This is a genomic window from Flavivirga jejuensis (assembly GCF_030540765.1).
Classification (GTDB): Bacteria; Bacteroidota; Bacteroidia; order Flavobacteriales; family Flavobacteriaceae; genus Flavivirga; species Flavivirga jejuensis.
Genome location: NZ_JAUOEL010000007.1, coordinates 116848 through 141944 on the forward strand (window position 1 = coordinate 116848; position 25097 = coordinate 141944).

General features: G+C 31.8%; 15 protein-coding genes. 9 read left to right on the forward strand and 6 right to left on the reverse strand.

Annotated elements, in window-relative coordinates; all coding sequences use genetic code 11:
- Positions 1-102: 102 nt before the first annotated feature.
- The 3 genes from Q4Q40_RS18295 to Q4Q40_RS18305 all read left to right on the forward strand — a co-directional run bounded on the left by Q4Q40_RS18295 (position 103) and on the right by Q4Q40_RS18305 (position 7615).
- Complete coding sequence (locus tag Q4Q40_RS18295) at positions 103-4023, forward strand: family 16 glycosylhydrolase (protein WP_303303420.1); 3921 nt, start codon at positions 103-105, stop codon at positions 4021-4023.
- A 604-nt stretch (positions 4024-4627) separates the two neighbouring features.
- The gene (locus Q4Q40_RS18300) at positions 4628-6016 is read left to right on the forward strand and encodes a right-handed parallel beta-helix repeat-containing protein (protein WP_303303421.1); all 1389 of its coding nucleotides are present in this window, start codon (positions 4628-4630) and stop codon (positions 6014-6016) included.
- A gap of 735 nt (positions 6017-6751) precedes the next feature.
- Positions 6752-7615 carry a T9SS type A sorting domain-containing protein gene (locus tag Q4Q40_RS18305; RefSeq protein WP_303303422.1) on the forward strand — a complete coding sequence of 288 codons (864 nt, stop codon included), beginning with the start codon at positions 6752-6754 and terminating at the stop codon, positions 7613-7615.
- Between the two features lie 604 nt (positions 7616-8219).
- Here the strand turns inward: Q4Q40_RS18305 and Q4Q40_RS18310 are convergent.
- The 6 genes from Q4Q40_RS18310 to Q4Q40_RS18335 form a co-directional block, all read right to left on the reverse strand.
- A complete protein-coding gene (locus tag Q4Q40_RS18310) occupies positions 8220-9638 on the reverse strand; it encodes an ATP-binding protein (RefSeq protein ID WP_303303423.1) in 1419 nt (472 codons plus the stop codon).
- A gap of 43 nt (positions 9639-9681) precedes the next feature.
- The gene (locus tag Q4Q40_RS18315; protein WP_303303424.1) at positions 9682-10479 is read right to left on the reverse strand and encodes a 3-keto-disaccharide hydrolase; all 798 of its coding nucleotides are present in this window, start codon (positions 10477-10479) and stop codon (positions 9682-9684) included.
- 445 nt (positions 10480-10924) lie between these two features.
- Complete coding sequence (locus Q4Q40_RS18320) at positions 10925-11785, reverse strand: N-acetylglucosamine kinase (RefSeq protein WP_303303426.1); 861 nt, start codon at positions 11783-11785, stop codon at positions 10925-10927.
- A 73-nt stretch (positions 11786-11858) separates the two neighbouring features.
- The gene (gap, locus tag Q4Q40_RS18325) at positions 11859-12860 is read right to left on the reverse strand and encodes a type I glyceraldehyde-3-phosphate dehydrogenase (RefSeq protein ID WP_303303428.1); all 1002 of its coding nucleotides are present in this window, start codon (positions 12858-12860) and stop codon (positions 11859-11861) included.
- 17 nt (positions 12861-12877) lie between these two features.
- Positions 12878-13864, reverse strand: a complete 987-nt coding sequence (gene pfkA, locus Q4Q40_RS18330; protein WP_303303429.1) for a 6-phosphofructokinase — start codon at positions 13862-13864, stop codon at positions 12878-12880.
- A gap of 158 nt (positions 13865-14022) precedes the next feature.
- Positions 14023-18417 carry a translocation/assembly module TamB domain-containing protein gene (locus Q4Q40_RS18335; protein WP_303303430.1) on the reverse strand — a complete coding sequence of 1465 codons (4395 nt, stop codon included), beginning with the start codon at positions 18415-18417 and terminating at the stop codon, positions 14023-14025.
- A gap of 167 nt (positions 18418-18584) precedes the next feature.
- Here Q4Q40_RS18335 and tsaD point away from each other — a divergent pair, with 167 nt between their 5' ends.
- The 6 genes from tsaD to Q4Q40_RS18365 all read left to right on the forward strand — a co-directional run bounded on the left by tsaD (position 18585) and on the right by Q4Q40_RS18365 (position 24664).
- Positions 18585-19607, forward strand: a complete 1023-nt coding sequence (gene tsaD / locus Q4Q40_RS18340; protein WP_303303431.1) for a tRNA (adenosine(37)-N6)-threonylcarbamoyltransferase complex transferase subunit TsaD — start codon at positions 18585-18587, stop codon at positions 19605-19607.
- Positions 19608-19668: 61 nt separating this feature from the next.
- Positions 19669-20373, forward strand: coding sequence for a 16S rRNA (uracil(1498)-N(3))-methyltransferase (locus Q4Q40_RS18345; RefSeq protein ID WP_303303432.1), 705 nt, complete (start codon positions 19669-19671; stop codon positions 20371-20373).
- Between the two features lies 1 nt (position 20374).
- Positions 20375-21016, forward strand: coding sequence for a DUF4159 domain-containing protein (locus Q4Q40_RS18350; protein ID WP_303303433.1), 642 nt, complete (start codon positions 20375-20377; stop codon positions 21014-21016).
- A gap of 328 nt (positions 21017-21344) precedes the next feature.
- Complete coding sequence (locus Q4Q40_RS18355) at positions 21345-21845, forward strand: TrmH family RNA methyltransferase (protein ID WP_303303434.1); 501 nt, start codon at positions 21345-21347, stop codon at positions 21843-21845.
- A 541-nt stretch (positions 21846-22386) separates the two neighbouring features.
- Complete coding sequence (locus tag Q4Q40_RS18360; RefSeq protein WP_303303436.1) at positions 22387-23475, forward strand: AI-2E family transporter; 1089 nt, start codon at positions 22387-22389, stop codon at positions 23473-23475.
- A 7-nt stretch (positions 23476-23482) separates the two neighbouring features.
- Positions 23483-24664 carry a THUMP-like domain-containing protein gene (locus Q4Q40_RS18365; RefSeq protein ID WP_303303438.1) on the forward strand — a complete coding sequence of 394 codons (1182 nt, stop codon included), beginning with the start codon at positions 23483-23485 and terminating at the stop codon, positions 24662-24664.
- Positions 24665-25097 lie beyond the last annotated feature (433 nt).

Genomic DNA, 25097 nt, shown 5'->3' on the forward strand with positions numbered 1-25097 from the left:
CAAGCTTTCGTTAATCCTTTTCTCTCTTCAGATTCTGGAGGTCGTATTTAGGAAACGCATTTTAATGAATTTAACTTAGTAATACACACGAACAAATCAATTATGAAAAAAAACCTATTATTTAAATCTATTATCACCTTTACAGTCCTGTTTTTTTCAGGAAGTATAGGATATACTCAATGTTCAGAACTCATTTTTAGTGATGAATTTTCAGGTACCTCCGTTGATCAAAGTAAATGGACCTCTATTGTTGGAGATGGATGCCCTACTTTATGCGGTTTTGGAAATAATGAAGAACAATGGTATCAACCAGAAAACACAACAGTACAGAATGGAAATTTAATAATTACGACCAGAAATGAAGCCGTAGGAGGAAAACAATACACGTCTTCTAAATTAATTACTTCTGGTAAATTTAACTCCAAATATGGGCGCTATGAAGCCAGTATAAAATTACCTTCTGCAGGAGGTGTATGGCCAGCTTTCTGGATGTTACCCGAAAATAGTAATTGGCCATTTACGGGGGAAATAGATATTATGGAAGCCAAGCATAAAAATGCTGAGAGTATAGAAGGAACTGTTCATTACTCTAATGGTGACTGGCAATATAATGGCAGAGAATATAATGCCGGACTCGATCTTTCTGCAGGATTTCATGAATATGCTGTAGAATGGGAACCCTCAGAAATTAGATGGTATGTAGATGATCAATTATATCATACGGTAACTCCAGCTAATACAGTAGATCCATGGCCTTTTAACGAAGGTGATTGGTACATTATTCTTAATGTAGCAGTTGGAGGTTCTGGAACACCTTACACAGGTAACATTCCTCCTACTCCATCAGATTACCCTACGCAGATGGAAGTTGATTATGTACGCATATACAGTAGTGTATTTAATACACAACTTATAGGAGATAACAAAGTATATGAAGGCGAAACGGATAAGGCATATAGTATAACGGCAACAAGTGGAGCATCCTATAATTGGTCAGTACCCAATGGAGCTACAATAATTTCAGGACAAGGAACCAGCTCTATTTTGGTTGATTGGGGTACTACTGGTGGAGATGTAAAGGTTCTAGTAAATATTCCTAATTGTGGAGAAAATGAATTCAAAATGAATGTTACTGTAAATCCAGAACTAGTATTAGAATTTATTTATGAAGACTTTGAGAGCAATCGAAAGTTAACATATTCCTCAAAAACAGATGGCGTACTTAGTCAATCTGTAGCTAACCCAGGAATAAACTCCGTAAATAATTCTTTAACAGTAGGAAAATATGTAAGAGCCTCGGGAGCTCAGTATGATGGATTGTATATGAACTCTCCAGATATCGGAAATGCTTTAGAGTATACTTCCAAAGAAAAAATAATTTGGATGGATGTTTATAGTGAAGCCCCAATTGGTACAGAATTCATTTTACAAATAGAAAATGGAGCGCTTTCTGCAGGAGATTGGCCTTCTGGTAGACATAGTAGATACAGTGCAAAGACGGTTACTCAAAATAAATGGGAAACCCTAGAGTTCGAATTAATTGATAGACCAGATACCAGTGTAGGCGCTTTAGAAGCAGATCAACTTGTACTCTTAATAGATTCAGATAGTTATACAGGACATACAATATATATAGATAACATAAGAAAAATGGATGCCCCAGATCCTGTTTTATTAGAAGAAGTTGTAATAGCAAATTATGATGGAATAAATCAATTGACGAATTTTTTCCAAAATGGTGTGTACACAAAAAATGTAACAAATCCAGATATCAATAACGTTAATAATAGTGCTAATGTGGCAAAATATATTAGAAATGCCGTCGAAACCTATGATGTGGTAGCTTTTAATACCACAGCTATAGAGAATAGTGGTCCTTTTATTAAAGGAGAACATATCTTCTATATGGATCTATATACGGCTGCACCTGTGGGAACAGAAATTTTGTTAAGTTTAGAAAATCAAGCGAATTCTGATAATGATTTTCCTGTAGGTAGAAATAGTCAGTTTAGCGGTGTTATTAAAGAACAAAACGCTTGGCATACTGTAGCATTTAGTCACTCTTCATCACCAGATGCAGGAACTTCTAATCTTTCTATCAATGAAATTTCGATACTTTTTAATTCTGGTTCTAATACTACTGAGACTTACTATTTTGATAATTTTAGATATGGTATAACCAAATTACCATCTTCTTATCAATTTTCGGAAATGATTCAAGATTATAATGGAATTAATAATCTTACACTAAATCCTACGACTACTGGAACTTATACAACAGATGTAGAAAATCCAGAAACGAATACCGTTAATGGGTCTTCAAGAGCAGCTAGCTACGCTAGAAATGCGGGAGAATTATATGATGCCTTATTTTTTGACACTAATGCCATAAATGATGCAAGTGCATATGTTTCAGAAGAAAAGAGATTTACTATGGATCTATATACTAGTGCACCAATAGGCACTGTAATTAGCTGGCAATTGGAAGCTAGCTCTTTATCCACCCCATCTAATTATCCATCAGGAAGGCATAGTATATATCAGGCAGCTGTAAAAGAACAAAATAGTTGGCATACAATAGAATTTGTACTCACAGAAACACCAGATCTAATCGTTACTGATGCACAAATTGATAACATTGTATTCTTGTTCGACCCGAATAGCAGTAACGGGGATACTTATTATATAGATAACTTAAGGTCTCTAACAACAGATGATGCCATACAAACACCTATTCTATCTTCAATAATCGTTTCATCTACGGATGCTTCAATAGGTTTAAATCAAACAGCATCATTTACTGCTCGGGGATTTGATCAAAATGGAGATATTTTTGCAACTAATTTTACCTGGACAGTAACGGGAGGCTCTATAGATACTAATGGATTATATACAGGTAGCACTTTGGGAACGCATACAATAACTGCTACAAGCGGATCTATTTCAGGTACAGCTTCTATTATTGTAAATGAAAATTCAGCATCTTACACAGCAATACCAGGGATTATAGAAGCAGAACAGTATAAAGAAGGCGGAGAAGGAATTGGTTATCATGATACGAGTACAGGAAATACAGGTGGAGCGTATCGACAAGATGATGTAGATATAGAAACCACTGAAGACTCAACAGGGATGTATAATGTGGGCTGGATTGATTCAGGAGAATGGTTAGCATATAATATTGATGGTACTGCTCCAACAAATGTTTATGATATCAACTTCCGTGTAGCCTCCCCCGATGGTAATGGTAAATTTCATCTAGAGTTGGATGGCGTTTCTATTACAGAAGTGATATCTGTACCTGATACTGGCGGATGGCACAACTATGAAACAATTACCGTGACAGGTATTTCTATCAATAACGGAAATCATGAATTAAGAATTGTATTTGATTTGTCTGGATTAAATCTTAATTTCATAGAACTAAAAGCTTCCGAGGATACTGGTGGAGAAACAAATTGTAATGGATTAGCAGCAAATGGTCAATATAGTTATGAGATTTCAGCAGATACTGTAAATCCAACAATTACTTTTATTCCAGAAATAGCAGGAATAGGAGATACTGTATGTATTTTATATTACAGTACTTCTGCAACGGGGCCATACCCAGGATATGGTGTTACTCCAAATGTACCTTTCCAGACAAATACTAATGAAGGAGAACATGTTTATTTCTATTACACTTATAGCTTACCTACAGGTGGTGAAAATAATACAGGAGCTTCTCCACATGATTTTGTGGTAGGCTCTTGTAGTGCTAGTAGTCAATTATCTGGTTTGGGTATAGAGAATGAAATATATTTATATACTAACCCTATAACTGATGAACTAAATATCAAAGGAGTTACCAACGAATCGCAGATATCAATCTTGAATATGTCTGGTCAATTAGAGACTATTCCAGAACTACAAAGCGGCGACAATTCTTCAAAATTTGATGTCAGTTCTTTAAAGTCAGGAATCTATTTTGTAAGAATATTCAATAGATCAATTTCAAAAGTATTAAAATTCATGAAGAAATAAACGACCTCGATGTAAGCATACAAGACATTCAATAGGAAATGTTTTCTACAAGTTTCGGGGTATTAAAAAAATTAGAAGCAGGAAACCTAAAATCAGGTTTCCTGCTATTTAAAACGGTTTTAAAATTGAAAATTTAATAATATCATGAAATCAATTCATTTTTTGCTTACACAGTCTTAGCTCTATTAAACCATATAGGTTTAAAAACCTACCATGTCTTTTCCTTGGTAAACTCTAAGAGCTTGTATTATCTATTAACAAGTAACTTCAATATATAATAATAAGTCACAACCACATTTAAAAGATTTGAAGCGTATTGCGGAAATTTTAGATGTGAATATTAGGGAATTATTGATATCTATTAAAGATTCTAAATCTTAGAATTTTAGTAGGACATTTTAAAGATTCTTTTCAGAAAGAAAAAAAATAAAATTTAGAGTAGTATGTTTATGTTAGACATCTAAATCACACTGAGATTCTATTCGTGTCTTAATTTAAACCAATTGTAATTATGATACGTATATAATGTATCGATTTAAAAAATATTTTTTAAATGTATTTAATATATTGCAACTTATAAATCCCCAAATTTATAAAACGACTTATGAAAAACCAGACCTACTACTACCTATTAATTTTTGTCTTTATTCTTAATATATCATGTTACAATGACAGTGATGACGCAGACACTAATGGAGAATATGGCGCAGATATAGAAAATTTAGATGCTAATGGTTTACCAAAACTGGTTTTTAATGTTGATACACCTTTAATAACAAATAGCAACGCGTATACTATTGATGTTATAGAATGGGATATTCCAAATAATGGCACAGATGCTATAAAAACAACAGCAAATTTACAAGCTGCTATTGATTATGCACATGGTGAAGGCTTTGGAAAAGTGATATTACCAGAAGGTATTTTTTTGGTAGGAGAAGAAGGCAACGACATTTATCAAGCGGGTATTGATATTTATGAAAATACCGAATTTGTATTTAGTGAAGGTGCTATTTTAAGGATGGACACCAACAACAAATGGAATTATTGTGTGCTTAGACTAAATGGAGATAATATTATTGTACGTGATGGTACTATTATAGGAGATAAAGATACTCATGTATTTACACCACGAGAAAGTGATGGAAAAACGGCTCATGATGAAGGTCATGGTATTTGTGTTTGGAGTAATAATAACGTCTTGGTTACAAACATGGAAATATACAGTGTTACTGGTGATGGTTCTTTGGTATTAGATTCTAACGATGTTACATTTACCAATAACGATATTTACGGTAACAGACGTCAAGGAATTTCTATAGTTGGTGGTGTACGAATTAAAATTACAGATAATGAAATACATCATATTAGCGGAACAGCTCCTCAATTTGGTATTGATATTGAAGGTCCTGGACGTATCGATGAAGATATCTTAATTCAAAATAACTATTTTCATCACAATTCTGGTGGCGATATTGTAAATGCTAGTGGTGAAAATGTATATATACTAGATAATGTCATGGAACAAGGCGACAATAGCACGTATTTGGATGGTCCTATTGTGAGCTGGCATAAAACACATAACATTATTGCTAGAAATACCATTACTATGGTTACTGGATCTGCAAATGGACGATTAGGTTATATACAATATTCTAGTGGTGGAGACAAAGGTCATAATCGCGCCACCTATGTTCATGAAAATGTATGTAATAGTTGTGGTATGTATATGTATGATAGTTCGGATGCCGATGTACGTCGCAATCAATTTTTAGGCTATTTTTTAGCCTTTAGCGACTTTCAAAATGCCATATTAATTGATAATTTGGTAACATACTCAGAAGAACACACAAATCTTAGATATTGCTGGTCTTATCGTTTTAACAACGTTACGGGTCTTGCCAGTGGAAATTATTTGGGTGATAATCTTGAAGAAATACCTTTATCTGAAACAGTACCCCATACATTACAATGCGTATTGGATGGTTGGTAACACCATAAAAACCTAACTTTCAATCGTTTGTAATTCAGAGCAAAGCGAAGAATCTTTATTATTAATCTCTAAAGATTCTTCAGTCATACTTCCCTGTCTGTGCCGATCAATCTCATTTCATCCGCTTGATAATTTTTTTCTCGATCCTCATTAAGTTGTATTGATTTTTAATCATTTATGAACATAAAACATGAACACTTTTTCCTTTTTCTTTAATACTTAATATTTACAGGTAATTTGATGTTATATGGACAAATAATAGTGAATACTTATTGAGTAAAGTCCTTTCATTTTCAATATTCAAAAAAATCTTTTTATGTCCCGTTTTAAAAGACTTTGGCACTTATTATTGGATGTTTTTTGTATGTACTAGGCGCTACATTTCATCCAAGAGTATCACCAATAAGCAAAAACAGGAATGCGAATCTAAATAATCACCATGCCATTATAGATAACCTGCCTCAGCAACCACCAGAAATCAGTTTCAAAATTATTAAATCCCATAAAATACTTATTTCGTCCCTAATTTAATTGATTTAAGCACTTTTTTTAGAACAACTTAAGTATACGTTATAAAATTACACAATATTATCTGTTATGCATTTTGGGAAAAATTTGTCAGTTCAAATGATTTCGACGAAAAAAGCTAAATCATTTGAACTGACAATTATTTTAACTAAGAACAACAGGTTAACACAAGTATAAAATAACCTAATTTATTAAAATTTAAAAACCATGAAAAAAAAATTACGCAACGTATTATTATCAACATTAGCTTTATCTACTGGCATTGCTTTTTCTCAAACAATTGTTTTTGATTCCAATTCTAATAATGGCACTGTCGTATCTGGACCAAGTGTTACTCAAACTATTGAAGATGGATCTCTATATGTTTTAACTGCTACTCATAGTCCCGATGGCAATCAACCTAACAGTGGAGCTGCGCTATGGGATCTTGAAACTGACGATCAGGCGTTTTTTTATGAAAGTCCACAATCAGGAGGAGGAAGTTGGGAGATTAGTTTAACAAAAGACGGGGCTTCGCAAACATTTACTTTAAATCAAATTGATTTTGTAAATTTTAATCAGTCATCATCACAAACGATACAATTTAAAGGCTTTAAAGACGGTAATGAGATTGTAATAGATACTACTGATGAAACACCAGCAGCCCCCAATAGCAATGGCGTCCCTGTTAGTTTTACTTTTACAACAAATAATGATAATAATACGAACCTTTCATCTTTTACTATAAGCACTCCAGATAATAATTTAAATACTCAACTCATTGATTTTCATAACATATCAATAACAATTCCTTCGGAAACTTTGAGTGTTGAGGAGGAAAAGGATAATGACAGTTTTAAAGTAACAGCTGCTCCTAACCCTACCACAGATAAAGTTACGATTAAGTTTAATAATGCGATTACAACTGAAAATGAGTTTAATATATTAGATATGAACGGTCGTTTAATTAAATCTCAAAAATCGAATAAACTACAAGAAACAATTGATTTAAGCTCATTTAAAAGTGGAGTTTATTTTGTAAAAATTTCTAACGAAAAATATATAAAGACCCTGCGATTGATTAAAAAATAGTTTAAAAACATCCTAATAAAACCATGGGGCTGTCTAAAAAGTAAGGGATTTTGTCATCTCATGTTTGTATGTTTTCAAAAGGGTCTTGTCATTTGGAACGAAGTGAAGAATCTTATTTAAAATCAAAACTTTAAAACTAAGAGATTCTTCACTTCGTTCCGAATGGCATTTTTTAGACAGCCTCCTCTTCTACCAAAATTTTAGTTATAAAAGTACGCAGTAAACGATATCCATAACTTTTATGTTTGTAGCAATATGTCTACTATAGAAATAACCGCAAAGACCCTATAAATAATTTCTTGAAACTAACATACGTGTGTACACATCTCAATTAATTACTTTGTCATTGCTGAGAGGAATTCACTAGTCAAATAAATAAGCCTAATCTTTAGATATTTCTTTTCAATAAGTAGAATTTCCTATTTCTACAAATCTATGTTCCATTAACATGAGTTAAAATATAGAGATCATATTGATGTTTTGTTTTGTACATAATGTGTTTTAGATATCAAGTAGAGATTCCTGCCGTAGTTTATCTTAAGCGAAGACGAAAGGCAGGAATGACAAACAGCATACATACGTAGACTAATAAAAACATAAAAGATTAACTAGATGTATCTTTCTTAGCATATTTGATCAATAGTTCTTTTAACCGCTCTATTTCTATTGGTTTTGCTAAAAACTCATCAATTCCTGCAAGTTTAGCATTAACGATATCTTCTTCAAAAGCACTTGCAGATACAGCTATTATTGGTGTGTTTTTATTTGCAAATTTCTTGGTTTCTTTAATGGCCTTAGTCGCCTGGTAACCATCCATATCTGGCATATAAATATCCATGAATACCATATCGAAATCTAAAATTTTATATAATTCGACAGCTTCAATACCATTTTTCACAAAAGTACAATCGGCCCCTTGACGCTCTAATAAAAATTTAATAACCTTTTGATTCATACGGTTATCTTCTGCAACCAATACATTAAACTTATCTTGTAGTATCGGTTTTTGCTCAACTTTTTCTACTTTAATATTTAATGTCCTTTTTAATTGTAAACTAAAATAAAAAGTAGATCCTTCATTTTCTTTACTTTCTAATTTTAACTCTCCACCCATTAATTTTACTAGTTGATGCGAAATAGAAAGCCCTATACCGCCGCCTCTATAATCTCTCATCATGGAGGCATTATATGGGCTTGAAGCGCTATTAAAAACTCTTTTAACTTCTCTTTCTCGCATACCAATTCCAGTATCCTTAATGTAAAATGTTACTATCTGGTCGTCGTCAATACTAATAGTTTGGTCAACTATAATTTCTATTTTTCCCGAGTTAGTAAACTTAATGGCATTATTAATTAAATTGATTAATACTTGCTGAATCCTAGCCGAATCACCTAAAACAGAAAACGTATCTTTTTCTTCATATAAAAACTTAAAATCGAAGTCTAACCCTTTTTCCCAAGCTTGATATTCAAACACTTTAAAAAGATAAGACAAATCTAATTTTAAATCCATTGTTGATAAAGTCAAGTTAAGATCTCCAGTTTCAACATCTGCATTATCTGTAACCATATTTACTAATTGCAAAAGATGTTTTGATGAGTATTCTGCAATTTCAACTTGTGCTTTCTGATCGTCATCAAGATTCGTTTGTTTTAACATATTCAGCATACCTAAAACAGTGCTAAGTGGCGTGCGAACCTCATAACTCATATTTGCTAAATAAATTGATTTATGTTCAACTAGTTTATCAGATTCTTCAAAACTTATTTTCAACGCATCAATTCGTCTATTCAAATTTGATTGTATCGTATCATTTTTTAACTGATTTTTAAAAAAATACTGCAATACCAGAACTTGTAATATGGTCAGAATAAATAAAAATAAAGCTACAGTTTCTAAAACGATTTTCTTCTCAAGAAAGAAATAGCCAACCAATAAAATTGTAGCAATAGAGGTAAAGATAAAAAAAGACAATAGCCTTCTTCTTTTAATAGATTTATTTAAACGTAAGAAAAAACTCATTTTTTGTGCGTTTTAACAAAATTATTCAAATTATATCAAAACTTTATAATTCCTTGATTTTTATTTCTTTAAATTCTATCCCCTGTCCTTCTGCTTGCAAACCAATATAACCTTCTGTTAGCCTTTTCCCTTCAACTTTAATTACTGAATTGTTTCTTTTAACAGTACCTCCTTCAATTTGTGGTTTTCTATATTGAAGGACTTCTTTACCATTTACAATATGCGTAATTAGTGAATCTCTATAAACAATGATCTCTCCTTTAATCCACTCATCCCATTTATAAGTATTAGAAGATGATGATACGCAATGCTGGGGAGTCATTTCATTATTTACGAAGAATTCTGCTGGTGAACACGTATTACCTGTTGGTCTGGGGATACCTTCTGTTTCTTCTGCTAAAATTTGATACTCTATAGAAATAGGCCAATTTTGTTCTTTAAGTATGGTTTCTGGGGCTTGAGAATGAAACATAACCCCACTGTTTCTATAAGTGTATGATGCCGCATCTGCCATCCATTGATCTGTAAATCTATATTCAAACTTTAAGTGATATGATGCGAATGGTTTATGATAAAACAAATAACCATAACGATCACCAAATTTAGTATAACCATCATAATTGACTTGAATAACACCATCTTTTACCCGAAACGTATTGGCATAATTATCTCCAAGATCATGATGATAAAACTTAGGAATCCAACCATTTAAGTTTTTACCATTAAAGATAGATACCCATTGCTTAACATCACTACTATTTATTTTTTCAGCTCTTTTTAAACCGTATGATGATATTCCTAAGATAATTATTAATAACAGAGACTTTTTGAATTTTTTCATTTGTAGGGGGCGTTTAAATTATATAACGAATAATTGAAACAACTAATATACAGAATTACCAATTCAAACTAAGTATAAAAAGAGGAGGCTGTCTAAAAAAGTGTTATTATGAATGCCATGAAGCAGCTCTAAAAATTTTAATATTTTGATAAGATTCTTCGCTTTGCCCTGATAACAAACGCTTTGCCCTGAATGACATTACCCCCGAACAAAATGAGATCGCTATGTCATTCTGAAGGCTATCGAAAACAAAATATATTTTGTTTGAAGATATAAGCAAAGCTTACGACAGAAGAGAATCTCTTAAATTTTAATGCTTTATTTTCAAGATTCTTCGACTCCGACAATTATCGGAATGCTCTGATGACAAACACTTTGCTCTAACAAAGTTTATCATTTTTTTAGACAGCCTGTTCTTTACAAAATTCGAGGGTTTACTAGAATACTATAAGTTCTTAACATGAAAAGACACAAGTCCTTCAATAGGTCTTCTTTCAAAATTACCAACTGTGAACCCCATCTCTTGAGCTACAGATTTAATTTCATCTTGAGAAAAGTATGCAATAGAACCAGCAAAGTGTACTGGAACTGTTTTTAACTCCTCTTTGTGCTGCATAATCATATTAGCAGCAAATAATCGAATCCCTTTCTTTATAAGATTAATAGTATATTCTGAATCTTTATGTAAAAACATAAATTCAGCAAAATTTGCTAAATACGCATTAGGGTTAGGCTGTTTATATAAATTATACTTTATATAATCAGACTCCATGTTAAATTTACTTCCAAAAGCGATTTTAACATCTTCTGGCATGTTATTAAAATAATAGTCTCTAATTAATTGACGTCCATAATAATTACCAGAAGCATCATCCATAACAGAATACCCCAAAGAAACCACACGTTGTTCTAGCTGCTCTCCATTATAGTAACTACAATTAGATCCTGTTCCCAGAATACAAACTACGGCCGCTTCTTTATCATGATTAATCGTTGAATAAACGGCAGCCATGGTATCTTCATTTACCTCAATATGCGCGTTTATAAATATGCCTTCTAACACGCTTTTTAAAAGTGCTACAGGCTTTTCTGTACCACAACCTGCACCATAAAAGAAAATATGAGTGACACTTTTCTTATGTTCTTTTAATAAATCGTTAGATTTAATTATTTTTTTTAATTTTTTTTCTGGCAAAATAGCGGGATTAAGCCCTTTGGTACGTATTTTTTCCAGTAATTGATTTCCATTTCTATCTACTGCTATCCAATCGGATTTTGTAGAACCACTATCAACAATTAAAATCATAAATCTTTTAAATAAAAAATCCACAGAATTACCTTATTTAATGCAAAGTAATTCTGTGGACTAAATTAATACTTTATATTGAACCGATGTGTTGTGCTAAGTCAACTAATTTAGATGAATAACCAAACTCATTATCATACCAAGATACTAACTTAACAAAGTTATCATTTAATGCCATACTTGCGTTAGCATCGAATGTACTTGTTTTTGGTTCTGATACGAAATCTTGAGATACAACACCTTCTTCAGTATATCCTAAAATACCTTCCAAATCGTTTTCTGAAGCTTCTTTTAAAGCTGCTTTGATCTCACTCCAAGAAGCTTTTTTATCTAAACGACATGTTAAATCTACCACAGATACATCAACAGTAGGTACTCTAAAAGCCATACCTGTTAATTTACCGTTTAATTCTGGAATTACTTTTCCTACTGCTTTTGCAGCTCCTGTAGATGCAGGTACAATATTATTTAAAGAAGCTCTTCCTAATCTGTAATCTTTTCTTGAAGGACCATCCACAGTAAATTGTGTTGCTGTAGCAGCGTGAACTGTAGTCATTAAACCTTCTGCGATACCAAATTTATCGTTAATTACTTTTGCTAATGGTGCTAAACAGTTAGTAGTACAAGATGCATTAGATACAATAGTATGATCTGCATTAATTTCTTTATGATTAACTCCCATTACAAACATTGGAGCATCTGCTGATGGTGCAGAAATAGCTACTTTTTTAGCGCCAGCAGTAATATGCTTTTGAGCACCTTCTAAAGTAGTAAAGATACCAGTACAATCTAAAACAACTTCTGCTCCAACGGCATCCCATTTTAAATCTTCTGGGTTACGTTCTGCAGTAATTCTTATTTCATTACCGTTTACTACTAAGTTACCGTTATTAGTTCCTATAGTTCCTTCAAACTGTCCGTGAACAGAATCGTATTTTAATAAATATGCTAAATGATCTACATCTAATAAATCGTTTATTCCAACTATTTCAATATCTGGTCTAGAAGCTGCTATTCTAAAAGCAATTCTTCCTATTCTTCCAAATCCGTTAATTCCTAATTTCAATTTTGACATAATCTTGTTTATAAATGTTAAGTGCTCATGATGTCTGAGACACGCAATAGTTCTAAATTAATTTTTGACTTTCCTTTTATGGCTTTTTCTAATGGTGTTAATTCCACGTTATTATTTAATAAACCTACCATATAATTAGTTTCACCTTCTAATAAAGACTCTACTGCCTTTACTCCCATTCTACTAGCTAAAACACGATCGAAACATGATGGTGCACCACCTCGTTGCATATGACCTAAAACAGATACTCTAACATCGTAACCTTCCATGTTTTCGTCTACATAATCTTTTAATTCGAATATGTTTTTACCTATTTTATCTCCTTCGGCAACAATAACTATACTTGAAGTTTTTCCAGATTTTCTACTTCTATTCAACGATTCTACCAATCTATCTAATCCTAAATCTTCTTCAGGAATTAAAATCTCTTCGGCGCCACCTGCTATACCAACATTAAGAGCTATATGTCCTACATCGCGTCCCATAACTTCAATAAAGAATAATCTGTTATGTGAACTCGCGGTATCACGAATTTTATCTATAGCATCAACGACTGTATTTAAAGCTGTATCGAATCCTAAGGTGTGAGACGTTCCATAAATATCATTATCTATAGTACCAGGTATTCCCATTACTGGAAAATCAAATTCTTGATTAAAAATAAGAGCTCCTGTAAAAGAACCATCTCCTCCTACAACAACTAACCCATCTATATTAGCACCAATTAATTGTTTAAAAGCTTTCTGTCTACCTTCTATTGTTCTAAATTCTTTAGAGCGTGCAGATTTTAATATAGTACCACCTTTATTTATAATACCTTTTACGCTACGCGCGTCCATAGGTTTAAAATCGCCTTCTATTAAGCCTTCATATCCACGATAAACACCTACGCATTCTATATCATGATAAGCACATGTTCTAACTACCGAACGAATCGCGGCATTCATTCCTGGTGAATCTCCTCCAGAAGTTAAAACGGCTAGTTTTTTTATTGCTTTTGGCATCAAAATTTATTATTTACAGGTAAAATTAGTAAACAAAAGGCACATATCTATAGCATTTACCCTATTTTAATTTGAGTTGTTAAACTATAACGTTTGAGTTAATAAAAAAATTCATTTTATTACGAAAACAGCTATAAACAAAGCGAAAAAACAGCTATTTATTTTTGTGTAAACGGTTTTACAGTGATAAAATCTGGTAATGAATTAGTACCTACTTCTTCTTTTTTTTCTTGTGGAACCAGGTCTTCTTTTTTAAAATTTTTGAAGAATTTTTGAAGTAATTCTTTGAAAGTATCAAAATCGACACTATACGAAAGACCAATACCTTGAGTATACCTTATCGCTTCGCCAAAGTTTCTAATGCTATTTTCTCTATTAAACACTTTTGCTGTTAGTGTGCCTTCTTCATTTAATAAAAAATCAATTTCTACATCTCCTGCAACAACTGTTTCGGTAGCTCCCGCTCCTCCTACTGGTACGCCTACTTTACCGTTTATAAGTACGCGATCACTAATTTGTGTTTGTATCGTGGCAACAACTCTATTATCGGTCTGGTAATCTGGTCTGTTTTCACCTGCCTCATAGTTTACACCAAAGTTAAGCTTACTATCTCCATTTGTAAAAATACCATTAATAATACCGTTAAGTCGTTCGGCAATGGTTCCTGAGAAATTCAATTCATTTAATCCTCTGGAAAACGATCCTGTTGATATTAAATACAATGCTTGGTTTTGCCTATCGTCTGCCGATTCTAATCGATATTGCAGCTCCGATTTAATAGTTGAATTCACATTAGGAAATTCAAAACTAAAATCTGGTTCTGGTTGCTCTAAATCTCCTGTTAAACTAATATTTAATTCTACTGGTATACTTCTGTTTATGGGAGTATCTAATAATGGAGATGGATTTGCTTGTGTTTTGTAAACAGCCTCCATTTTTATATCTGCTTCTAATGGTTCTCCATTCCACGATAACGTGCCTCCAGGTTGTACAATAAATTCTTTTTGTATTAAGCCTCCATAAGCAAAATTGTAAACTCCTTCAAATACAGAGAAATCACCCCACATATTAAATTTACCATTTGTATTAATTTCAACTAATAAACCTCCTCTACCTCTACCTTTTAACGAATGGCCAGTATTTTTATCAATAATAATTTCAACCTCGGCTTCTTCAGTAAGGTCTAAATCAAAATCTAATTCTAACCCTTTAATTTCGTTAAAAGCAACCTCTTCGCCTTTTTGCCTGGCCTCTTTCTCTTCTTTGGTCATGAAATGAATAAAAGAATTATCACCAAAAGATTCGGCATCATTAAGTGGAATTTTAAATACTGTACCACGTTTGGTTTCTCCTACTACACTAATAGCCAACTCGTCTGTTGGTCCAGAAATGCGGGCTCTTCCTCCTATAAAACCAGTACCGTAATATAAAACATCTTCTGTTTCTTTTGTATCCAGAACTAATAATCTAGGTGTTTTTAAATCTAAATCTAAACTCCAATTAGAAAAATTCATATGACTTAATGAACCGTTTAGGACTCCTTTTGAATTAAATTTAGAATCGGTTAACTGAATTTTATTAAAAATAAAACTCTGATCTTTTAGAGTGACTGATGCTTCATTTATAAATTTATAATCTACATTAAGATATGGTATACCAAATCCTGAATTATTTAAAGTTAAACTCCCATTAATTTCTGGATGATTAAGTTTACCGATCACATTTACATTTCCTGACGTTTCTCCTCGGATATTAGTTAACACGTCTCTTAATAATGGATTTAAAGGCAGCAAATTAAAATCATTAAAATTTAGATTCACATCTATTTTTGATTGCTCACCTACAACATTTATATCTCCTTTTGCATGAAACGATTTTGAAGTATCGTTTTTAATAGTAACATCTACTTCATAATTTGTAAGTGTTTCGTTGCCTGTAATATTAGCATCAAATGAACCTAATAAAAAATCATTGACCTTAAAATTATCTATATTAATGGAAGAATTAGGTAAATAACTCCCATCCTTTTGAAGTATATTTAATGTCCCATTTACGTTTCCTGTTAAGGCTAGACTATCTATATCTGGTGTTATTTTTGTTAAATCAACATTTTTAAAACTAAGCTTCAAATCCTTTTCCTTCGCATTTTTTATAAAACCAGAAAGCTTAATTTCTTCATTTTTATGGTTAATTTTAAATTTATCGATATCAAACTTAGTTAAATCTTTATTGAATGAAATTTTATTAAATCTGTCTTTATTCTCATTAATAAACCATTTACTATTTTTAATAGTAACATCAGATTTTTTAAAACCAATAACAGATTCACTTTTTTCATTAATAGTATGATAAAAACTCAAATTATAACTATCGTTGTTACGTTTCCCTCCTTTAAATTCGGAACGCATAAACAGGGTATCGTTTACAGTTACATTAATTAAATTGAATTTAGAAACATTATAATATTCTGTATTTAAACTATCTATTTCTATAAAAGTATTAAATAGCGGATTGCTGTTATCTACTTGTAACTCAACATTACTAGCAAAATTATCTAGAAATCTAATTTTCGGTGATTTAAATGTGAGTTTAAAATTCTTTTCGTCACTTTCAACACGCCCTCTTATAAAGGTGTTTTTTCCAAGTTCAATTTCTGGGTAAACAACTTCAACGATCTTATTATAAACTTTAAAGTTAAAGTCTATGCTTTGATTTGTTTCTACTTCGTACGGCTCATAATTGGTATAAATATGGCCTAATGAGTTTTCGAATAGCTTCCCTAAATCTTTAAATACAAATCGCCCTTTTAAATCCCCTTCAACTATATCTGGGGAATTAAATTCAATAAATCTGGTATCGCCTTCAAATCGGGAAAACATATCAAATTTATTAAAGTAATAATTATCATTTTGATTTTTATAAGATGTTTTTCTGAAAGAGATTTTCCCATAAGCATCATCAAAATTACTAGCATTCATATTCATTGTAACTCTACTTCTAAAAAGGGAAATACTGTCTTTCTTTACAAAGTTCAATGCCTTTAAATTTGCATAATCAACATTAGCATCAAAATCGTACTTTTTAACGGCTTCAGAAAAATCTACAAGCCCTGCAAAGCTTAATTTTAAGTTTTTATCGTTTACAGCAAGGTTTCCATCAAAAATTTTGTTTCTAACATTACCTGCAACCTTGACTCCTTTATAATTGTAGTCGTTATACTCAATCTCAAAAACATCCCCTTTTACTTGTGTATTAACATTTTCTGCAATAAAACCTTTACCATTTACATCAAAATTTAATGAAGCATTTCCAACCGCTGGATCGTTAAGAAATGTTCCAAAATCAAATTGTTCAAAAATGACATTTCCTTTATAAGATGCATTATCAATATCATTAATTTTTGTTATTTCTAAGTTAGAATCAACAAAACCTAACTCGGTAATTATTTCAATATCTGCAACAACTTTAGAGGTTGTTACTTGCGAATTTCCAATAATTATAAACATGCCTAATCGATCAAACGAAGAAGGTATAGCATCTCCTAAAACGTTTGGTAATAAAGTTTTTAAATCTTTATATGTTGAAGACAAATTTCGAAAATTTCCATTCATATAGAAATTATCATCTTCTTTATTAAACAAGTTTTTAAATTTTATATCGCCATAAACCCTTGTATTTCTACTTGTATTCAGTTTTAAATTTGTTGTTTGCAAATCGTTTAAAGTACCCGATACATCAACACTAAATTTTGCAGACTGATCAACTCCAAACTCATTATAAAACGTATTGAGCTCGTCTAACAATACATTAGAATCTTTAAAACTTGCCGAAACCAAAACTTTATCTGTAAAGAATTGTAAATCTTCTCTTTTATAAGAAAACTTTAAGTCTCCTTGTAAAACAGAATGAGGTGTTTTTATTTGAAGGTTCGCAAAGGTCATGTCTGTTAATGTATATGCGAAATCTGTCATCATGTTTTCCATTACCAGACCTCGACTATCTTTAAGAGACAGCGTATTAATTCTTGCGCTTACATTACTTCCTTTTATTAAAAAATTAGTGGCGTTAATATATAGGTTATTAAATTGAAGTACTTCTGTAGTTTTTCTATTTTCATCAGATAGATTAAATACGCCGTTATAAATAGAAACATCGCTAGAGGATAATAAAAAGTTCCCACTCCCTCTCGTTGGATTGTCCCCTTCTAATTTAGCAACAAAAATATCTAGATTGGTGTCTTTTCTGCCTTCATACGTTTTTATATTAAAAACTAAATCTATAATATCAATATCTCCAAACTCTAATTTACGATTATATAAATTTTTAAAATTTATTATAGAGGTGTTTAATTCGGCTATATTTATAAGTGTATCTTGTTTATAATCTTCAATGTAAATGTTTTTAAGCTCAACATCTCCATTAAATTGTAAACCAATCTTATCAATGTTTATATTGGTTCCAAAATCGTCGTTTATTCTTTTAGTAGCATAATTACCTAAACTAGTTTGAATTGCAGGGATAGAAAGGATAAGCACCAAAATGATGAAAAGCAACAGAATAATGCCTATTATCTTAGATACTATTTTTAAGATTTTTTTGATGCGCTTTTAAATTATAATTTAAATTGAGAATACCCTACTTTTGTACTTACGAATAAAAACTAGTTATTAGATTTTTATTTAATTTCAAAATTAACAATTATTGTGCCTAATATTTACTAATGTCATCACAAAATATTTATATTCTAGGAATTGAGTCATCTTGCGATGATACTGCAGCATCGATAATACACAACGGAAGAATTTTAAGCAACGTAATTGCGAGTCAAAAAATTCATGAAGAATTTGGTGGGGTTGTACCAGAATTGGCATCTAGAGCACACCAACAAAATATCGTTCCTGTGGTACATCAAGCACTCAAAAAAGCAGGTATTACCAAAGATAAGTTGCATGCTATTGCCTTTACTCGTGGTCCTGGTTTAATGGGGTCTTTATTAGTAGGTACCTCGTTTGCTAAGTCTTTAGCTTATGGTTTAAACATTCCGTTAATCGATGTAAACCATATGCAAGCGCATATTTTAGCGCATTTTATAGATGAAGAAGGTTTTAATAAACCCTCATTTCCATTTTTAGCAATGACTATTTCTGGTGGTCATACACAAATTGTTGAAGTGACAAGCCATTTCGATATGACGGTTATTGGTGAAACCATTGATGATGCTGTAGGGGAAGCTTATGATAAGAGCGGAAAAATTCTTGGTTTAGGATATCCTGCTGGTCCTGAAATTGATAAACGAACACAAACAGGAAACCCGAAAGCATATCAATTTACGAAACCAAAAGTAAGTGGACTAAACTTTAGTTTTTCTGGTTTAAAGACGGCTATTCTTTATTTTATTCAACGAGAAGTAAAAGCTAATCCTAATTTTATTGAAGAAAATTTAAATGATATTTGTGCTTCTATACAGTATACTATTATTGGTATTCTAATTGATAAATTAAAACTAGCTACAAAACAAACTGGCATTAAACAAATTGCTATTGGTGGCGGGGTTTCTGCAAATTCGGGAATACGTCAGGCTTTAAAAGACGGGGAACAAAAATTTGGTTGGACAACATATGTTCCTAAATTTGAATTTACCACAGATAATGCAGCTATGATAGCTATTGTTGGCTATTTAAAGTATTTAGAAGGTAATTTTGCTGAACAAAATGTTACTGCTTCTGCTAGATTGAAGATATAGTTGATCGTATTCATTATTAGTTTTCAGTTTAAAAACCGTAAATCATTTTTATCTTCGCTTTATGCAATTATTTTACAATCCAGAAATTACAGATAGTACAACGCAGTTTTCTTTTCCTAAAGAAGAAAGTAAGCATATTGTAAAAGTATTACGCAAAAATGTTGGGGATACATTGCATATTACGAATGGTAATGGGTGGTTATTTACTGCCGAAATTACCATTCCTAATGTTAATAAGTGTATGGCCTCTATTGTGTCTAAATCTCTACAACCAAAAAGGGATTATAATTTACACTTAGCCGTCGCTCCAACAAAAATGAACGATCGCTACGAGTGGTTTTTAGAAAAAGCTACCGAAATTGGTATTGATAGCATTACGCCTATTATTTGCGATCATAGCGAGCGTAAGTTTATTAAACCAGAACGTTTTGAGCGGATTTTACAATCGGCCATGAAACAATCTTTAAATTGTTATGTCCCTAAATTAAATGATGCTATTTCTTTTAAAACTTTTATAAAACAAAGCTTTAATGGCGATTTGCTTATTGCTCATTGTGAAGAAACCGACAGAAAATCATTAAAACAATCATTAAAACCAAAGCAAGAGATTACAATTTTAATTGGCCCTGAGGGTGATTTTTCTGTTAAAGAAATTGAGCAAGCTCTTCAAAACAATTTTATTCCTGTAACTTTGGGGAAAACCAGATTGCGGACAGAAACTGCTGCTATTGTAGCTTGTCATTCTGTAGCTTTTATAAACGAATAATATGAAGTCACTTTTTTCTTTGTTCTTTTTTCTTTATTCCTTTTTCTTATTTAGTCAAGATTTGGCTATTCTTAAATATAAAGGTGGTGGTGATTGGTATGGCAACCCGACAGCTTTACCTAATTTAATTGCTTTTTGTAATCAAAATATAGACACCAAAATAACGCCTAAACCACAGACTGTAGAAGTTGGTAGTACTGATATTTTTCAATTTCCATTATTGCATATGACGGGGCATGGCAATGTGTTTTTTAGTGAAACGGATGCCGAGAACTTAAGAAATTATCTTATTTCTGGTGGGTTTTTACATATAGACGACAACTACGGTATGGCTCCTTATATTACCAAAGAGCTAAAGAAAGTGTTTCCTGATAAAGATCTGGTGGAACTTTCTACAAGTCATAAAATATTTAATATGCCTTATAAGTTTCCTAAAGGCTTACCTAAAATTCATGAGCATGATGGCAAACGTCCGCAAGCTTTTGGTATTTTTCAAGAGGATAGATTAGTTTTATTGTTTACTTACGAAAGTGATCTAGGTGATGGATGGGAAGATACTGAGGTACATAATGATCCTGCTAATGTTAGAGAAAAAGCTCTTAAAATGGGGGCTAATATTGTTAGGTATGCTTTTGAAAATTGAATTATGTTTTTTTGAAGATGCTAAGGCGCGAAGAAAAATGGGGAACTAGTACTGAATGCTGGATATTGATTTCTCGCGAAGACGCTGAGACGCAAAGGCTCAACTAGTACTGAATACTGAACACCGAATACTGAATATTGAACACTGGATATTGATTTCTCGCGAAGACGCCGAGACGCAAAGGCTCAACTAGTACTGAATACTGGATACTGAGTACTGAATACTGAACACCGAATACTGAACACCGAACACTGAATACTGAACACCGAACACTGAACACCGAATACTGAATACTGAACACTGAATACTGAATACTTTCAACTAAAAAATGCAACTAACACACTATAATACCCATTTTTCAAAACGCTCTTTTCCTATTACTCTTGTTTGTGATAATGTAACGAACGCGCCTAATATTGGGAGTCTGTTTAGAGTTTCTGATGCTTTTGGAATTGAAAAACTCATTCTTTGTGGTGAGCATATTCCGTTGGGACGTAAAATGACAAAAACTTCAAGAGCTACTGAAAAGGTTGTTGATTTTGAAGTGCTTGAATCTGCTTTGGGTGTTGTAGAAAACTTAAAAAGCAATGGGTATCAAATCATTTCATTAGAGATTGCTGATGTTAGTATGTCTATCCATCGTTTTAAGTTTTCAACAGAAAATCCTATAGCTCTGGTTATTGGTGATGAAAATTTTGGTGTTTCTGAAGCTATTTTAAATATGTCTGATGCTATAATTCATATTGATATGTTCGGACAGAATAGCAGTATGAATGTGGTTCAAGCGACAAACATAGCTCTTTACGAAATGACTAAACAATTTATCTAATTAATATTATAAGTGTATAGGTGTCATATACCTTTTAAAGAAGATTTCTATTTTATTATTTACTTTTCATTTACTTTTTTTTGCTCGCCCAAAGAAAAGTAACAAACCTGCCTAAAAGACGGCAGGCAGGAGAAAAGACGCCCCTTCGAAGGAATTTCTCCTCTCACTTCGTTTGAGAAGAACCAAGCCCAAAACTTCGCGTCACCCCACCACACCATCCAAGGCTATGCTCCTGGGTTTCGAAGTTTTGTGCTTTATTCTGTCGAAGGGTCTGGGCTTGCCCTATGGTCTATTCTTAACGATTATTTTTGAGACTTTAAATTCTTTATAAACATCAATTTAGGCATCAATATTTGTGAACTATTATGCATAAACACGTCAAATCCATCTGCTAGTTAAAATTTTTAACACAAGTCTCAGACTAACATCTGATATATTATTAATTTTTGTCATGTACTAAAAAAATATGGTGTTTTAATTTAACAGATTGTCACATCAACTTTGCACCTCACAATAATAAATAAATAATTATATTTACTAGATGAATTCTAATACAATATCAAACGGTATTTTAAAGGCTTTAGCTATTATTGTAGGCATCGCTTTAGTGTTGCTTTTGCTTTATAAAATACAATCGGTAATCGGCTATGTAGCTATTGCTGCGGTAATTTCATTAATAGGCAGGCCTATCGTACTTTTTTTAGAACATCGATTAAAGTTTAAAAATACTATTGCTGTTATAGTCACTATGGTGGTTCTTTTAGGTTTGTTTTTAGGTTTAGTAGGTTTATTTATTCCTTTGGTTATAAAACAAGGACAGAATTTATCATTATTAAACATTGATGAATTACAGATTAATATTGAAAATTTATATTCAGAAATTATTACTTATTTCGATTTACATCAGATAGATTTAGAACAGTCTATTAAGGAATCGAACCTTTTATCTAAAATAGATTATTCGCTTATTCCTGACTTTTTAAACTCGGTAGTTAGCGGCTTAGGAAGCTTTAGTATTGGTTTGTTTTCTGTATTATTTATTTCTTTTTTCTTTTTAAAGGACAGTCGGTTATTTGAAAATGGCATTTTAACATTTATTCCAGATAACAACGAATCTGATTGGAAAAACTCATCAACTAAAATTAAAGATTTGCTTTCCAGATACTTTGTAGGTCTTATTTTCCAAATACTCATCCTATTTATTATCTACACGATAGGTTTGCTTATTATTGATGTCGAAAATGCCATAGTAATAGCCTTTCTATGTGCCTTATTAAACCTGATTCCTTATGTTGGTCCGTTGGTTGGTGCTTTTTTAATGATTACTTTAACCATGACAAGCAATCTTGGGGAGAGTTTTAGTGAGGTTATTTTACCAAAAACATTCTGGGTATTTATCGTGTTTATGATTGGACAATTAGTTGATAATTTTGGAAGTCAGCCCATTATCTTTTCTAAAAGTGTAAAATCGCACCCTCTAGAAATTTTTCTAATTATCCTTATTACAGGGATTCTATTCGGTGTTATTGGTTTAATAATTGCCGTACCTGCATACACTGCTATTAAAGTAATTTTAAAAGAGTTTTTATCTGAAAATAAGATTGTAAAAAAGCTCACAAAAGACTTATAATATTAGCTTGAACACCTCTATTTTAAATACTGAAATTCAAGAATTTATAGATCTTCATTTAAATTCTGATGTTACTTCATTGCTCCTAAAAGGCTTGTCTTTTTCTTTAGTTGAAGCCAAAGATGTGATTGAACAAATTGAAGCTAAAAAACGTTGTGAAAAGAAACTACCAACTTGGTTTGATTGTAAACATATATATTACCCGAATAAGTTAAATATTGAGCAAACGTCTTCTGAAATAACAGCGAATTACAAAGCTAGTTTAATTATCGGAGCTTCTATTATAGATCTAACTGGTGGTTTTGGTATAGATTGCTATTATTTTTCAAAAGTATTTAAAACGGTTGTGCATTGCGAAATCAATAAAAACCTATCAGACATTGTAGTTCACAATTACAAACAGCTAGGAATAACTAATATTGAAAGCCAGCATATGGATGGTATTGAATATTTAGAAGCTTCTACTAAACAATTTGACTGGGTTTATGTTGATCCTTCCAGAAGGCATGATCGTAAAGGGAAAGTATTCTTTCTAAACGATTGTTTACCGAATATACCAGAACATATTGATTTACTTTTTAATCATTCGAAAAACATTATGATTAAAACGTCTCCGCTGCTGGATTTATCTGTTGGTATAAGCGAATTAAAGTATGTGAAAACAATTCATATAATCGCTGTAAATAATGAAGTAAAAGAATTACTATGGGTTTTAGAAAATGATTTTGAAGGTGATATAACTATTGAAACAGTAAATATTAAAAAGGAAGTCGAGGAACATTTTAATTTCTCCATAGAAGACGAAAAAAACTTAGAATCTGAATATAAGCAACCTCTCACCTATTTATACGAACCCAATAGCGCCATTTTAAAAGCTGGTGCATTTCATTCTATGAGTCATCAATTAAACCTTTATAAGCTTCATAAACATTCGCATTTATATACGAATGATTCTTTAATTGATTTTCCAGGCAGATCTTTTAAGATTGAAAATGTTGTGCTTTACAATAAAAAGGAATTAAAAAAGCTTGGTATTTCTAAAGCGAATATTACAACTCGAAATTTCCCTGAAACGGTTGTACAAATCCGAAAAAAATTCAATATTAAAGAAGGAGGTCATCTGTACTTATTTTTTACTACTGATAGTGATAATAATAAAATGGTATTGATTACTTCGAAAGTAGTCTAATAAAAATTCTTAAAACTTATTATTTTGTAGCTCAATGTCAATGGTATTCAGAAGGCTATCGAAAACAAAATATATTTTGTTTGAAGATATTATCATTAATCTCTAAAGATTCTTCAGTCGTACCTCCTACCATTGACGTGTTTTGTAAATGACTAACTTTCAATTGTTTGTCATTCAGAGCGCAGCGAAGAATCTTTATCATTAATCTCTAAAGATTCTTCAGTCGTACCTCCTTCTGAATGACACCCCAATTACGTCATTTCATCCGCTAGTTAAAATTTTTAACACAGGTCTCTGAATGACACCAACCTTTTGCAAACATAGGATGTCAAACCATTTAAAATAAGCATTTTACACAAAAAAAACATCGATGGTAGCATTATCGAAATATAAAATGTACTTTATCTTGAAGATACGATACCTGGCGAAGCTT